Source organism: Escherichia sp. E4385 (assembly GCF_963883145.1).
GTDB lineage: Bacteria > Pseudomonadota > Gammaproteobacteria > Enterobacterales > Enterobacteriaceae > Escherichia.
This window is the reverse complement of record NZ_CAWOOJ010000008.1, coordinates 35,038-48,647: the sequence shown is the minus strand read 5'-3', so window position 1 is coordinate 48,647 and position 13,610 is coordinate 35,038. Positions and strand designations below refer to the sequence as shown.

15 protein-coding genes are annotated in these 13,610 nt (G+C 49.8%); 5 read left to right on the top strand and 10 right to left on the bottom strand.

Annotation, left to right across the window (positions count from 1 at the left end; all coding sequences use genetic code 11):
- Positions 1-3 precede the first annotated feature (3 nt).
- The 5 genes from sspA to zapE all read right to left on the bottom strand — a co-directional run bounded on the left by sspA (position 4) and on the right by zapE (position 4,045).
- Positions 4-642 carry a stringent starvation protein SspA gene (gene sspA / locus AACS80_RS07580; protein WP_000257293.1) on the bottom strand — a complete coding sequence of 213 codons (639 nt, stop codon included), beginning with the start codon at positions 640-642 and terminating at the stop codon, positions 4-6.
- 268 nt (positions 643-910) lie between these two features.
- The gene (locus AACS80_RS07575) at positions 911-1,705 is read right to left on the bottom strand and encodes a DUF695 domain-containing protein (RefSeq protein WP_135410510.1); all 795 of its coding nucleotides are present in this window, start codon (positions 1,703-1,705) and stop codon (positions 911-913) included.
- 156 nt (positions 1,706-1,861) lie between these two features.
- The gene (rpsI, locus tag AACS80_RS07570; protein WP_000829818.1) at positions 1,862-2,254 is read right to left on the bottom strand and encodes a 30S ribosomal protein S9; all 393 of its coding nucleotides are present in this window, start codon (positions 2,252-2,254) and stop codon (positions 1,862-1,864) included.
- A gap of 15 nt (positions 2,255-2,269) precedes the next feature.
- Complete coding sequence (rplM, locus tag AACS80_RS07565; RefSeq protein WP_000847559.1) at positions 2,270-2,698, bottom strand: 50S ribosomal protein L13; 429 nt, start codon at positions 2,696-2,698, stop codon at positions 2,270-2,272.
- A 219-nt stretch (positions 2,699-2,917) separates the two neighbouring features.
- Positions 2,918-4,045, bottom strand: a complete 1,128-nt coding sequence (gene zapE / locus AACS80_RS07560) for a cell division protein ZapE (protein WP_135410511.1) — start codon at positions 4,043-4,045, stop codon at positions 2,918-2,920.
- A gap of 193 nt (positions 4,046-4,238) precedes the next feature.
- Between zapE and zapG the strand changes: the two genes are divergently transcribed.
- The 3 genes from zapG (at position 4,239) to degS (ending at position 7,316) form a co-directional block, all read left to right on the top strand.
- Positions 4,239-4,637 carry a Z-ring associated protein ZapG gene (zapG, locus tag AACS80_RS07555; RefSeq protein WP_010345273.1) on the top strand — a complete coding sequence of 133 codons (399 nt, stop codon included), beginning with the start codon at positions 4,239-4,241 and terminating at the stop codon, positions 4,635-4,637.
- Positions 4,638-4,791: 154 nt separating this feature from the next.
- Positions 4,792-6,159, top strand: a complete 1,368-nt coding sequence (gene degQ, locus AACS80_RS07550; protein WP_130204532.1) for a serine endoprotease DegQ — start codon at positions 4,792-4,794, stop codon at positions 6,157-6,159.
- Between the two features lie 89 nt (positions 6,160-6,248).
- On the top strand, positions 6,249-7,316 hold the full coding sequence (gene degS, locus AACS80_RS07545; protein WP_064529496.1) for an outer membrane-stress sensor serine endopeptidase DegS: 1,068 nt from the start codon (positions 6,249-6,251) through the stop codon (positions 7,314-7,316).
- 62 nt (positions 7,317-7,378) lie between these two features.
- Here degS and mdh read toward each other — a convergent pair whose 3' ends face one another.
- Positions 7,379-8,317 (bottom strand): malate dehydrogenase, encoded by a 939-nt coding sequence (mdh, locus tag AACS80_RS07540; RefSeq protein ID WP_064529495.1) that lies wholly within the window; start codon positions 8,315-8,317, stop codon positions 7,379-7,381.
- A gap of 434 nt (positions 8,318-8,751) precedes the next feature.
- On the opposite strand from mdh, the gene argR reads away from it, so the two are divergent.
- Together argR and yhcN are read left to right on the top strand one after the other, a co-directional pair.
- The gene (argR, locus tag AACS80_RS07535; protein ID WP_064529494.1) at positions 8,752-9,222 is read left to right on the top strand and encodes a transcriptional regulator ArgR; all 471 of its coding nucleotides are present in this window, start codon (positions 8,752-8,754) and stop codon (positions 9,220-9,222) included.
- Between the two features lie 376 nt (positions 9,223-9,598).
- Positions 9,599-9,862: a peroxide/acid stress response protein YhcN gene (gene yhcN / locus AACS80_RS07530; protein WP_000695690.1), complete on the top strand. Its 264-nt coding sequence runs from the start codon at positions 9,599-9,601 to the stop codon at positions 9,860-9,862.
- 53 nt (positions 9,863-9,915) lie between these two features.
- On the opposite strand, the gene AACS80_RS07525 is transcribed toward yhcN, so the two are convergent.
- The 4 genes from AACS80_RS07525 to aaeX all read right to left on the bottom strand — a co-directional run bounded on the left by AACS80_RS07525 (position 9,916) and on the right by aaeX (position 13,557).
- Positions 9,916-10,188, bottom strand: a complete 273-nt coding sequence (locus AACS80_RS07525) for a barstar family protein (protein WP_001028998.1) — start codon at positions 10,186-10,188, stop codon at positions 9,916-9,918.
- 252 nt (positions 10,189-10,440) lie between these two features.
- Positions 10,441-12,408, bottom strand: coding sequence for a p-hydroxybenzoic acid efflux pump subunit AaeB (gene aaeB / locus AACS80_RS07520; RefSeq protein WP_135410512.1), 1,968 nt, complete (start codon positions 12,406-12,408; stop codon positions 10,441-10,443).
- Positions 12,409-12,413: 5 nt separating this feature from the next.
- Positions 12,414-13,346 (bottom strand): p-hydroxybenzoic acid efflux pump subunit AaeA, encoded by a 933-nt coding sequence (gene aaeA / locus AACS80_RS07515; RefSeq protein ID WP_130223742.1) that lies wholly within the window; start codon positions 13,344-13,346, stop codon positions 12,414-12,416.
- Positions 13,347-13,353: 7 nt separating this feature from the next.
- Positions 13,354-13,557 carry a p-hydroxybenzoic acid efflux pump operon protein AaeX gene (gene aaeX / locus AACS80_RS07510; protein ID WP_000051841.1) on the bottom strand — a complete coding sequence of 68 codons (204 nt, stop codon included), beginning with the start codon at positions 13,555-13,557 and terminating at the stop codon, positions 13,354-13,356.
- Between the last annotated feature and the right edge of the window lie 53 nt (positions 13,558-13,610).

Below are 13,610 nucleotides of genomic sequence, written 5' to 3'. Positions count from 1 at the left end.
AGATTAACTCCGGCCCAGACGCATTTCACGTTCAGCTTCGGTTAAGGAAGCAAGGAAAGAGTCACGCTCAAAGACGCGGGTCATATAGCCTTTCAGCTCTTTCGCACCCGGGCCGCTGAACTCGATGCCCAGTTGCGGCAGACGCCACAGCAGCGGAGCAAGGTAGCAATCGACCAGGCTGAACTCATCGCTCAGGAAGTACGGCTTCTGACCGAAGACCGGCGCAATAGCCAGCAGTTCTTCGCGCAGTTGCTTACGAGCGGCATCCGCTTCAGAGGCTGAACCGTTGATGATGGTGTTCATCAGCGTGTACCAGTCTTTTTCGATGCGGTGCATGTACAGGCGGCTTTCACCGCGAGCTACCGGGTAAACAGGCATCAGTGGCGGATGCGGGAAACGCTCATCCAGGTATTCCATAATGATGCGAGATTCCCACAGGGTCAGCTCACGATCCACCAGGGTCGGAACGCTCTGATTCGGGTTGAGGTCAATCAGATCCTGAGGCGGATTGTCCTTTTCCACGTGTTCGATCTCGAAACTTACACCTTTTTCAGCCAGCACGATGCGGACCTGATGGCTATAGATGTCAGTAGGACCGGAAAACAGCGTCATTACCGAACGTTTGTTGGCAGCGACAGCCATGAAAACCTCCAGGTATAGTCAGAATTTTTACTGCTACCAGCCACCAGGTGGCCAGTCAGAAGTTGTGTTACCCAGTAAGGAACGACTCTCTTTGTTCGAAAAACAAACAAAAAATGAGCAATACCCGACATTTGGGCAGAAAATTGGATGATAGTTTACCAGATTTTGCGACCTTTGTGGTGAGTCGATGCCGGAAATGGGGAAAAAGAGATGTTCCTTAGTCTGAAATGCTTGACTTAATCCCCACCAGAAATGTTGTCTATCTCTTTTACGCCGTTGCTATCGGTGCGCCCCAGCCATCAAAACTACCGCCATGCTTTTCAGCCAAATCGGTAAGCTGACATGTAATTTCGGTCATCTGCCATTGTTCAGGAGCATCAGTGTTCGTAAATGACGCCATATACCCTGGTTGTTGGTCGTTCATCCGAATGCTCACCAGCGCAATGCCATATGGCAATTCCGTCACGTCCTCCGCAAAGGCACGGGCAGCAGCTTCTGTCGGCAATGTCGCGTAGTAATCAATGGTGCGTGGAAGAGTCAAATCGTCACCATGTTCCAGCAGCCCACGGCATACGCGGGAATCGTGTATCCAGTTCCAGTCATATTTCGACGGGTACAGGAACTGGCGATAGTAATTTCCGTTATCGTTTTTACTCATACTATAGCTGCAAGAGACTTCCGGGCCACCCGCGAGCAATTTATCCAGCGTTCTTTCCCAGTCCAGATCTTTTTCCGACTGGAAAACAAAATCGCGCCAGCCCTCTTGTGTTACCACCCCCACCAACCAAATCGGTAATGCCTTGCCCCTCTCCTCAAGCCAGTCCTCTATACGATTTAAACGTTGTGTTTCATCAGGCTGCGGTAAACCGTTTTCATAACAATGGGTATAACGCACACGAAAGAACCATGTGTGGTTAAGTCGATCAAATCTTTCATCCTGAACGGCGCCGATATCAACACGTATGCCCGTGACATGGTCATCCACTGTTGTAATAAAGAACTCCCATTTATTCGACAACGTTAAAGATTCTTTCTTGTTAAACAATGCATTAAATAATCCCATCGCGATATCCTTTTCTACAGTACGTGGAAAATACTATTAAAAAGAGAATAATGCTGAAGAGAGAGGGAAAAGAGGCTGGAATCGGACTTTAGCCATAAAAAAACCCGCCGAAGCGGGTTTTTTTCGCAAATTGTATTCTGCCGAAGCAGAAAGCAATTAACGTTTGGAGAACTGCGGACGACGACGTGCTTTACGCAGACCGACTTTCTTACGTTCAACCTGACGAGCGTCACGAGTAACGAAGCCAGCTTTACGCAGTTCAGAACGCAGGGATTCGTCGTACTCCATCAGAGCGCGGGTGATACCGTGACGGATCGCACCAGCCTGACCAGAGATACCACCACCTTTAACAGTGATGTACAGATCCAGTTTCTCAACCATGTCGACCAGTTCCAGCGGCTGACGAACTACCATGCGGGCAGTTTCACGACCGAAGTACTGTTCCAGAGAACGTTGGTTGATAACGATTTTACCGTTGCCCGGTTTGATGAAAACGCGAGCTGCGGAACTTTTGCGGCGACCAGTGCCGTAGTATTGATTTTCAGCCATTGCCTATAATCCCGATTAGATGTCAAGAACTTGCGGTTGCTGTGCCGCGTGGTTGTGCTCGTTACCCGCGTAAACTTTCAGTTTACGGAACATAGCACGACCCAGCGGGCCTTTTGGCAACATGCCTTTAACCGCGATTTCAATCACACGCTCAGGACGGCGAGCAATCATCTCTTCAAAGGTCGCTTGTTTGATACCACCGATGTGACCGGTGTGGTGATAGTACACTTTGTCAGTACGCTTGTTGCCGGTTACAGCAACTTTGTCAGCGTTCAGAACGATGATGTAATCACCGGTATCTACGTGCGGAGTGTATTCCGCTTTGTGCTTACCGCGCAGGCGACGAGCCAGTTCAGTAGCCAGACGGCCCAGAGTTTTACCGGTCGCGTCAACAACATACCAGTCGCGTTTTACGGTTTCTGGTTTAGCTGTAAAAGTTTTCATTAAAAGCTTACCCAATAAATAGTTACACGTTGGTGAACACCCAAACGTCTTCAATTGTTGAGGTTCACACGACAAAGTCCGGCAAACCTACCCCTTCGAATAGCCTATGCCAGCACACAAAAAGTTTCGGGAAAAAAAACTTTCTTGTAACGTGGGGTCGCAGGATTATAGAGAAGTCGGGGTCAAAGATCGACCCCTTTTTGTGATTTATGGCAGGTTTTACCCCGCCAAATGCTCGCGCTTCAAATACTCTTCGCTCTGCATCTCTTGTAGACGTGACAGGCAACGCTGGAACTCAAACTTCAGTCGCTCGCCCTGATAAATTTCATACAAAGGCACTTCTGCGCTCACCACTAATTTGACATGGCGCTCGTAAAACTCATCCACCAGCGCAATAAAACGTCGCGCTTCGCTCTCCATCAACCGCGTCATGACTGGCACATCAAACAACATCACTGTGTGAAAGAGGCGTGAGAGCGCTATATAGTCATGCTGGCTGCGGGCATCGACACACAAGGTGGTAAAAGAGACGGCAAGCGTCTGATTCTCAACGCCCATTGTCGCCAGCGGGCGATGGTTGATTTCTAACGTCGGTGAATTTTCTCGTTTCGCCCCCGCCAGCACCAACCAAAGTTTATCCATTTGCGCACGGGTTTCATCGTTGAGCGGCGACAGCCATAAATGCGCCTGGGTAAGCGTTCGTAGTCGATAATCGACGCCTGCATCGACATTCATTACATCGCAATACTGTTTAATGGCGTCGATAGCCGGTAGAAAACGCGCTCGTTGCAGGCCATTACGATAAAGCTCATCAGGCGGAATATTTGACGTTGCGACCAGCGTTATTCCGCGAGCGAACAGGGCTTTCATTAAACCGCCAAGCAACATGGCATCGGTAATATCCGAAACAAAAAATTCATCAAAACAGAGGACATCGGTTTCTGCTTTGAAGCGATCGGCAATAATTTCCAGCGGGTCAGTCTGCCCCTGTAATGCAGTCAGTTCTTCATGCACGCGCAGCATAAAACGGTGAAAGTGCAGGCGCTGTTTCCGCTCACCCGGCAAACTTTGATAGAAAAGGTCCATCAGCCAGGTTTTCCCGCGTCCTACACCGCCCCACATATATAAGCCACGCACCGGCGCACTGCTTGCCTCTTCGCGCTTACCCCACAGTTTACCGACTCGCGCCATTAACCCACTCGCCCTCGCAGTGGGCGGCGTGCTGTTGATTAATTCCTGGTAGATAATCTCCAGCCGACTGACGGCCTCTTTTTGTACGTCGTCAGGTTGATGGCTGCCCTCATTGAGCGCCTTCAGGTATTGCGATGTCGGGGTAACGCTTTGCATGATGTTCTTGTTATTCCTTGAATAATCGGTGTGCCGTTGTTCACGGTTGACGAAAAAAAGGCCGTTCTACACTACGCGATATGCAGTCGGGATTCCACTTCTGTGGAATTAACGGTTATAGTGGCATAATCAGCCGCAGGCATGGAGCCTGAAGCCAACACCCTACGGAAACAAAAGACAACGGGAGATGTTCATGACCTGGGAATATGCGCTAATTGGGTTAGTCGTCGGCATCATTATTGGTGCTGTGGCCATGCGTTTTGGTAATCGTAAACTACGCCAGCAACAGGCGTTGCAGTACGAACTGGAAAAAAATAAAGCTGAACTGGACGAGTATCGCGAAGAGTTGGTTAACCACTTTGCCCGCAGCGCGGAATTACTGGATACCATGGCGCATGACTATCGCCAGTTGTATCAACACATGGCGAAAAGCTCCAGCAGCCTGCTGCCGGAACTGTCCGCAGAAGCAAACCCGTTCCGTAATCGTCTGGCTGAGTCTGAAGCCAGCAACGATCAGGCACCGGTGCAGATGCCACGCGACTATTCTGAAGGCGCATCTGGCCTGCTGCGCACTGGCGCAAAGCGCGACTAATTTATTTTGCGGGCGCAGCCATTGCGCCCTCCTCTTCTCTCCCTCCCCGACTATCATTTAATCTGGTGTCTCATTGTTAGCCGTCTGAAAATTCAATAACATCAAACTGTTTTGAATCTCTTTTTCTTATCATTCAGGTACGAGAGCAGGAATAATGAAAAAACAAACCCAGCTGTTGAGTGCATTAGCGTTAAGTGTCGGGTTAACTCTCTCGGCGCCATTTCAGGCTGTCGCGTCGATTCCCGGCCAGGTTGCCGGTCAGGCGCCATTGCCCAGCCTGGCCCCGATGCTGGAAAAAGTGCTTCCCGCGGTGGTAAGCGTGCGAGTTGAAGGGACTGCCAGCCAGGAACAGAAAATCCCGGAAGAATTCAAAAAATTTTTTGGCGATGATTTACCGGATCAACCTGCGCAACCCTTTGAAGGTTTAGGCTCCGGTGTCATCATCAATGCCAATAAAGGTTATGTGCTGACCAACAATCACGTCATCAATCAGGCACAGAAAATCAGTATTCAGCTCAATGACGGACGCGAGTTTGATGCGAAGTTGATTGGCAGCGACGACCAGAGCGATATCGCCCTGCTACAAATTCAGAATCCGAGCAAATTAACGCAAATCGCCATTGCCGACTCCGACAAACTACGCGTCGGTGATTTTGCCGTCGCGGTCGGTAACCCGTTTGGCCTTGGGCAAACCGCGACTTCAGGCATTGTTTCCGCATTAGGTCGCAGCGGGTTAAATCTCGAAGGTCTGGAAAACTTTATCCAGACCGATGCTTCCATTAACCGGGGTAACTCCGGCGGTGCGCTGTTAAACCTTAACGGCGAGTTGATTGGTATTAACACCGCAATTCTTGCCCCTGGCGGCGGTAGCGTCGGGATTGGCTTTGCTATCCCCAGCAATATGGCGCGTACCCTGGCGCAGCAACTTATCGACTTTGGTGAAATTAAACGCGGTCTGTTAGGCATTAAAGGTACCGAAATGAGTGCCGATATCGCCAAAGCGTTTAATTTAGATGTGCAACGTGGCGCGTTTGTCAGTGAAGTACTGCCTGGTTCTGGCTCGGCGAAAGCGGGCGTAAAAGCAGGCGATATTATTACCAGCCTCAACGGTAAACCGCTCAATAGCTTCGCCGAATTGCGTTCCCGCATCGCCACCACTGAACCTGGTACTAAAGTGAAGCTTGGCCTGTTACGTAACGGCAAGCCGCTGGAAGTGGAAGTGACGCTTGATACCAGCACATCGTCTTCAGCCAGTGCAGAGATGATTACACCGGCGCTGGAAGGCGCAACGTTGAGTGACAGTCAGCTAAAAGATGGCGGAAAAGGCATTAAGATCGACGAAGTTGTCAAAGACAGCCCCGCCGCTCAGGCAGGTTTACAGAAAGATGATGTAATTATTGGCGTGAACCGCAATCGGGTGAACTCGATTGCTGAGATGCGCAAAGTACTGGCAACCAAACCGGCAATTATTGCCCTGCAAATCATGCGCGGTAATGAGAGCATTTACCTGCTAATGCGTTAATGTCATAAACCGGGCATCAGGCTGACGTGTGATGTCCGGTTAACTCGTGATATGCTGCTGCCGTTCCCTTTTTTAATGACGCCTCCATCATGTTTGTGAAGCTCTTACGATCCGTTGCGATTGGATTAATTGTCGGCGCTATTTTGCTGGTTGCCATGCCTTCGCTGCGCAGCATTAACCCGCTTTCCACACCGCAATTCGACAGTGCCGACGAGACGCCTGCCAGTTATAATCTGGCGGTCCGCCGCGCCGCGCCAGCGGTGGTAAATGTCTATAACCGTGGTTTGAACACATCCTCACACAACCAGCTTGAGATCCGTACGCTAGGGTCAGGTGTGATCATGGATCAACGTGGTTATATCATTACCAATAAACATGTAATCAACGACGCCGATCAGATCATAGTCGCCTTACAGGATGGTCGTGTATTTGAAGCGCTGCTGGTTGGCTCTGATTCACTGACCGATCTGGCGGTGCTCAAAATTAATGCCACTGGCGGTTTACCCACCATTCCAATCAATTCTCGTCGCATACCGCACATTGGCGATGTAGTGCTGGCGATCGGTAACCCGTACAACCTCGGGCAAACTATTACCCAGGGGATTATCAGCGCCACGGGTCGCATCGGCCTGAACCCGACCGGGCGGCAAAACTTTCTGCAAACCGATGCATCCATTAACCACGGCAACTCCGGCGGTGCACTGGTGAACTCGCTGGGCGAACTGATGGGCATCAACACACTGTCGTTTGATAAGAGTAACGATGGCGAAACTCCAGAAGGCATCGGTTTTGCCATTCCCTTCCAGTTGGCAACCAAAATTATGGATAAGCTAATCCGCGATGGACGTGTTATTCGTGGCTATATCGGTATTGGCGGCCGCGAAATCGCACCATTACACGCGCAAGGTGGTGGTATCGATCAACTGCAAGGGATTGTGGTTAATGAAGTGTCACCTGATGGCCCGGCGGCTAATGCCGGTATCCAAGTCAACGATCTGATTATCTCGGTGGACAACAAACCTGCAATCTCCGCTCTGGAGACAATGGATCAAGTGGCAGAAATTCGACCAGGTTCGGTGATTCCGGTGGTGGTGATGCGTGACGATAAAAAACTGACATTGCAGGTCACTATTCAGGAATATCCAGCGACCAATTAAGTCGTGCGCTCAAAACAAAAAACCGGAGACGTTGCTCCGGTTTTTTATTATTCGTTAATCAATTACTTATTAACGAACTCTTCGCCCAGGGCGATATCTTTCTTCAGCGTATCCAGCATTCCTTCCAGCGCGTTCTGTTCAAATGCGCTCAGAGTACCGATGGATTTACGCTCTTCTACGCCATTTTTACCCAGCAGAAGCGGTTGAGAGAAGAAACGAGCATACTGGCCGTCACCTTCAACGTAGGCACATTCAACGACACCTTTTTCGCCTTGCAACGCACGAACCAGAGACAGGCCGAAGCGTGCAGCTGCCTGGCCCATGGACAGGGTTGCAGACCCGCCACCGGCTTTCGCTTCAACCACTTCCGTACCCGCGTTCTGGATACGTTTGGTCAGATCAGCAACTTCCTGCTCGGTAAAGCTTACGCCAGGAACTTGAGACAGCAGCGGCAGAATGGTAACGCCAGAGTGACCGCCAATAACCGGAACTTCAACTTCACCCGGCTGTTTGCCTTTCAGTTCAGCGACAAACGTATTAGAACGGATGATATCCAGCGTGGTGACGCCAAACAGTTTATTCTTGTCATACACACCCGCTTTCTTCAGCACTTCCGCAGCGATTGCTACCGTGGTGTTTACCGGGTTTGTAATGATACCGATGCACGCTTTCGGGCAGGTTGTCGCAATTTGCTGTACCAGATTCTTCACGATACCGGCGTTAACGTTAAACAGGTCGGAACGATCCATCCCGGGTTTACGCGCTACACCTGCGGAGATTAGAACCACATCAGCGCCTTCCAACGCAGGGGTCGCATCTTCACCAGAAAAACCTTTGATTTTCACAGCAGTAGGGATATGGCTCAGGTCGACGGCCACACCGGGAGTGACTGGAGCGATATCATACAGGGAGAGTTCTGAACCTGAAGGCAGTTGGGTTTTTAACAGTAATGCAAGCGCCTGGCCAATACCGCCAGCAGCGCCGAGGACTGCGACTTTCATCCTAAACTCCTTATTATATTGATAAACTAAGATATGTTGCTCCGCTGCCGCGACCTTAATCCACAAATTAACAGTTTACAATGACCACTTCTCAAGAATGTGTAGTCACGCAAATTTGGCGTTTATGCATTTAATTGACGTAATCAGGAACCTAACTTACGTAATTAACAGCCGCTTATGCATCAGAGCAACATTCCAACAGGTGGTGACAATATACCCTACCGTTCAGCCAAAACAACATCAATTTGATAACAATTAATTTACTTTTAAGCGGAATTTGCGCGCCGTGACGCAGGCATGTTTCTCAATCACGAAATTTGATAAAATCCCGCTCTTTCATAACATTATTTCAGCCTTCTCCAGGGCAGACTGTTTGCATAAAAATTCATCTGTATGCACAATAATGTTGTATCAACCACCATATCGGGTGACTTATGCGAAGCTCGTCTAAGCAAGAAGAATTAGTTAAAGCGTTTAAAGCGTTACTTAAAGAAGAGAAATTTAGCTCCCAGGGCGAAATCGTCGCCGCATTGCAGGAGCAAGGCTTTGACAATATTAATCAGTCTAAAGTCTCGCGGATGTTGACCAAATTTGGTGCTGTACGTACCCGCAATGCAAAGATGGAAATGGTTTACTGCCTGCCAGCTGAACTGGGCGTACCAACCACCTCCAGTCCGTTGAAGAATCTGGTGCTGGATATCGACTACAACGACGCTGTTGTTGTAATACATACCAGTCCTGGCGCGGCGCAGTTGATTGCGCGTCTGCTGGACTCTCTGGGCAAAGCAGAAGGTATTCTTGGCACCATCGCAGGTGATGACACCATCTTTACCACCCCTGCTAAAGGTTTCACCGTCAAAGACCTGTACGAAGCGATTTTAGAGCTGTTCGACCAGGAGCTTTAATCTCTGCCCCGTCGCTTCTGGCGGCGGGGAAAATATTGCATTCTCCATTCATCGCCCTGCTTCCCCATGCCATTCATTTAACGAATAGTGCGTTTTATAGCGACAAAACATTCACACAACGAATACACAGAGAATACACAGAGCAAAAAACGCACATTTTGCAAAAACACATATCTTATTGAAATAAATGCAATTTCCACTAAACACCCGTATTTTTAATTCACTTTTGTTATAAAAATTAATCTTTTTAACAATTCTCCCTCAATAGAAACAGTTAGCGTGGTATTAATTAGCTCAATAATTAGTGTATACTTAATTTTGTGATATGGGTCACGAAACAAAGGCCCAGCTAAAAGATTATGTCGAGGTAAAAATCATGAAAATCAAAACCACTGTTGCTGCATTAAGTGTGCTCTCTGTTCTCTCTTTCGGTGCTTTCGCTGCCGATTCCATTGATGCTGCACAAGCACAAAATCGTGAAGCCATCGGCACCGTGTCCGTCAGCGGTGTAGCATCTTCTCCAATGGATATGCGTGAAATGCTGAACAAAAAAGCGGAAGAGAAAGGCGCGACTGCTTACCAGATTACCGAAGCGCGTAGCGGCGATACCTGGCACGCCACAGCTGAACTGTACAAATAAACCCTCATCGTCTTGTCCGACGACATTGCCCCCGGTTTGGGGGCTTTTTTGCGCTAGTGACGAACATTAAAACGCAAATGCCCTTCCAGCTCTTCCTCCGCCTCATCAAACAGCAATATTAACGCGCCAAAACGCCGACGCGTTTTTTCTCCCAGATGAACAAATTCGATCTCCAGCGGTAGCGGCAGAACATCGTTCATTAATACATCCCACAGTGAGTCGAGATCGCGCACCTTATCTTTCGCCAGACCAAAGGTTTGGCGAAAGTCGCGATAAAAGTCCTCCTGACTCTCAATCTCATCAAAATCAAAGCTATAGATATTCATCTGTTGCCACCGTCACGTTTCGCGGCGAGTTCTGCCGTTCATCGCTAAGTATAGACATGAAAAAATCGACGCTTTTGGCATCGGTTTCTGATTACTGACAAAGTGCACTTTGTTCATGCCGGATGCGGCGTGAACGCCTTATTCGGCCTACCAAGGGGTGCAAATTCAATATAGGCCTGATAAGCGTAGCGCATCAGACAATTTGGAGTATGTCAGCAATCTCAACCGACACCTTTAGGCGTCGGCTTTGACTTAATTATCGGTTAGCGCGTGCTGGTATTTATGCAGCATACCGGTAAGCCGATGCACCGGTTCCGTGACCTGCGGCGGCGCTTGCCAGATGCGTAGTTTTTCCTGGTAGATATCCAGTTCTTCCAGCAACTGACCGAAGTAACGACGGCGTTTGTCATCGCTGCGGGCAGAAATCACATGGTCCGCTGTGCGGCGCATTTGTCGGTGAAATGCCGATAAATCATCATTCACGGGTATCGGCGCATCACGCAATCGCTGGTGAGCGATAATCATCGTTAACGCCAGGCGAAACTTCGGCAAATCGCCGGGAAATTTATTCATCAGCAAAAACAACTGCTGATAAAGCGCTGGCAGATGGTTCTCTTTACGCCGGGCGACATTGGTGGTCATCGCGGAAACAGCGGCAGAAACAAACTGATTAAGCAGCACGCGTCCTGTCCTGTCGCGCGATTTATCCCGCACCAGTAGAATGACGATGAACGCCAGCACACAGCCCACGATTTGCCCCAGCGCGCTATCGAGAAACTGACTGAACTGAAAGGTCATCGGGTTATCCAACACGATAATATTAATCGTACTGGCCAGCGCGCCCATCGATCCCAACCGCCGTTTCTGCACTTCAATACCAAGGAAAAATCCCAGCACCGCCAGGCTAAGGCACAGCAGCAACATACTCTGTTGGGTATTGGGGATAATCACCAAAAAATAGAGCAGTCCTAACGGTAGCGCAGCTACCGTGCCGTAGATAAAGTCGATCGCCACCATGCGTGGATTAGGTAAACGCATTGCCAGCGACGTTACGACGGCAATCATCACCATTGCGCCACTGCCGGAGGTCCATCCGGTCCACAGCCAGAAAAGCGTGCCCAGAATGCAAGAAAGTGTGGTTCGCCAGAAGTTAACCATTGCATGATGACGTTCGGCTGACTCTACTTTTACTTCCGGTTCGCCTTGCAGGATCTCTTCTTCGGTGGCGTTGATTTTTGTGTTACTGATAACGCCGCGCTTGAGAAGCTGATAACGCGTTGCCGCCGCGACCCAGCTATAAATGGTGACAGGCGTTTCCCGTTCCCCGGTCCAGGCGATAACTCTCCGCAGGCGTTTGAGCTGCTTGTGGACGTCCTGCGCAGTTTCTACCGGCGTGTCAAAAAATTCGCGGAAAGTATCAGTGATCAATTCCGGGCGCGTATTCTGAATAAGATAAGTTTCGCAGGACTGGGTTACCAGCGTCAGCGACAACGTGTTGATCGCTTTTAAACGCCGATTGGCACGCGCCCAGCGGGAAGATTCCATGTTCAGATTGCTACGCATCCCTTGCAGCGCCGTGGTGCGGCGAACCAGGTCGCCCCAGGCCTTATCAACAATCTCGCCATCACCATGTTTGATGCATAATTGCATTAGTTGATATTGCGCCACCAGCAAACTTTCCAGCTCTCGATCCACTTCTTGTTTGATCGATCGTGGAGAAAAGAGCAGATCCGCCACAATAGCACACACAATACCAATGACGATTTCACTACAACGTTCAACGGCAAACTGCGGCGTCAGCAGCGGTTCTGGCTGAATGGTGATCACAATTATCAGCGCTGTATAACCGGCAAGCCCCCACGCATAGGAGTTCTCTACTCGTACCAGCGAGGAGAGCCAGGTACAAAAACCGGCCCAGATACAGCACACCAGAATCATCAACAATGGTGCACGGATCATCGCAATAATGATCACCAGCCCGGCAATACAACCGATAAATGTACCGATGATGCGCAAAAAGCCGCGATAGCGGATGGCACCAGAGTACGGTTCGCCACCGGCGGCAAAGGCAGGACCGGCGGCAACAATCGCCGCAGTCAGAACAGCCCAGCGTGGTGTTTCAAGCTGAAAATGAAAGCCAACAAACAGCGCCAGCACAATGGCGGTCGCCAGTTTTACCGCGAAGCGAATATGTTGGTTAGCAATGGAGAAAATACCCATCGTGATTAACCAAACTCACGCAGGCGATGGGCCATTTTACGGAAGAACGAATCCTGACTTTCATCGCGATCTTGTTTACCCGTAACCACCACAGTAGCGGTAGTCCCCGCAGGCCAGATGTTATCTTGCTGGTTGTCGAGACGAATACGTACCGGGACACGTTGCGCCAGACGCACCCATTCAAGGTTGGAATCGATGGTCGCCATCCCTTTGTCGTCACGCGTACTGCTGGCGTTAGTGACCCCAGCGGCAACACTATCGACAGTCCCTTTCAGCACTTTATTGCTACCAAGCGGCGTAATTTCTGCGCGATACCCAGAACGTACCCCTTCCAGCTTGGTTTCTTCCATATAGGCCAGCACATAGAAGGAGTTCTGTTTCACCAGCGCTACAGCCGTTGAACCACGCGTAATAAATTCACCGGTATAGACGTTGAGGTTGGTCACCCAGCCATCTGCTGGCGCGCGGATCACGGTACGTTCAAGATCCAGTTTTGCCAGATCGCGGGTTGCCTGAGCTTTCGCTAACTGATGCAGGACCGTTTGCAGAACGTTATTGGCCTGGTCTATCTCTTCGCGAGACATCGCCTGTATGCCGAGACGGTTGCGACGTCCAGCTTCCTGGCGTTTTTCCTGCGCCAGTACCTGATAATAGGCAACATCAGCTTCCGCTTCTTCGAGGGCCTTTTGGTAGCGTGGCTGGTCGATGGTGAACAGTACCTGTCCTTTTTTCACCAGCTGGTTATCATGAACATTCACTTGGGTGATGAGTCCGGAGACATCCGGCGCAATCGCGACCACATCGGCGCTAAAGCGCGCGTCACGGGTCCACGGAGATTCGGTGTAATAGACCCAGGCATTAAAAATTGCGATGAAGGCCAGAATGACTAATACGACCGTGATGGCCGTACGGGAGAATTTTCTTATTAGTGTTTTCACTTCAACCTCAAACGAACAGTCGCGATATCAAATAAAACAAACAGCAATAGAGCGCGGTGTTGAACAGCGCCGGATGCCAGACGAAGTCGTAGATACCTGTTGGCACAAGGACCCGGCGCACCAGCCAGAAAATCGCCAGTGATAAAAGCAATTCGAAAAATATCGGTGGGAAGGACAGCCCAAACACCACGATAACGGGAAACAGACTCATGTTGACCTTGGTTGTATAGAGAGAGCAGGTGTTATTATTTTCAGCATCTGTCG

Bases quoted from the DNA above. Each gene is read 5' to 3' on its own strand.
- rplM (WP_000847559.1), bottom strand. From the start codon at position 2,698: ATGAAAACTTTTACAGCTAAACCAGAAACCGTAAAACGCGACTGGTAT.
- AACS80_RS07525 (WP_001028998.1), bottom strand. From the start codon at position 10,188: ATGAATATCTATAGCTTTGATTTTGATGAGATTGAGAGTCAGGAGGAC.
- yhcN (WP_000695690.1), top strand. From the start codon at position 9,599: ATGAAAATCAAAACCACTGTTGCTGCATTAAGTGTGCTCTCTGTTCTC.
- aaeB (WP_135410512.1), bottom strand. From the start codon at position 12,408: ATGGGTATTTTCTCCATTGCTAACCAACATATTCGCTTCGCGGTAAAA.
- AACS80_RS07575 (WP_135410510.1), bottom strand. From the start codon at position 1,705: ATGGGATTATTTAATGCATTGTTTAACAAGAAAGAATCTTTAACGTTG.
- argR (WP_064529494.1), top strand. From the start codon at position 8,752: ATGCGAAGCTCGTCTAAGCAAGAAGAATTAGTTAAAGCGTTTAAAGCG.
- mdh (WP_064529495.1), bottom strand. From the start codon at position 8,317: ATGAAAGTCGCAGTCCTCGGCGCTGCTGGCGGTATTGGCCAGGCGCTT.
- sspA (WP_000257293.1), bottom strand. From the start codon at position 642: ATGGCTGTCGCTGCCAACAAACGTTCGGTAATGACGCTGTTTTCCGGT.
- rpsI (WP_000829818.1), bottom strand. From the start codon at position 2,254: ATGGCTGAAAATCAATACTACGGCACTGGTCGCCGCAAAAGTTCCGCA.
- zapG (WP_010345273.1), top strand. From the start codon at position 4,239: ATGACCTGGGAATATGCGCTAATTGGGTTAGTCGTCGGCATCATTATT.
- degQ (WP_130204532.1), top strand. From the start codon at position 4,792: ATGAAAAAACAAACCCAGCTGTTGAGTGCATTAGCGTTAAGTGTCGGG.
- degS (WP_064529496.1), top strand. From the start codon at position 6,249: ATGTTTGTGAAGCTCTTACGATCCGTTGCGATTGGATTAATTGTCGGC.
- aaeX (WP_000051841.1), bottom strand. From the start codon at position 13,557: ATGAGTCTGTTTCCCGTTATCGTGGTGTTTGGGCTGTCCTTCCCACCG.
- zapE (WP_135410511.1), bottom strand. From the start codon at position 4,045: ATGCAAAGCGTTACCCCGACATCGCAATACCTGAAGGCGCTCAATGAG.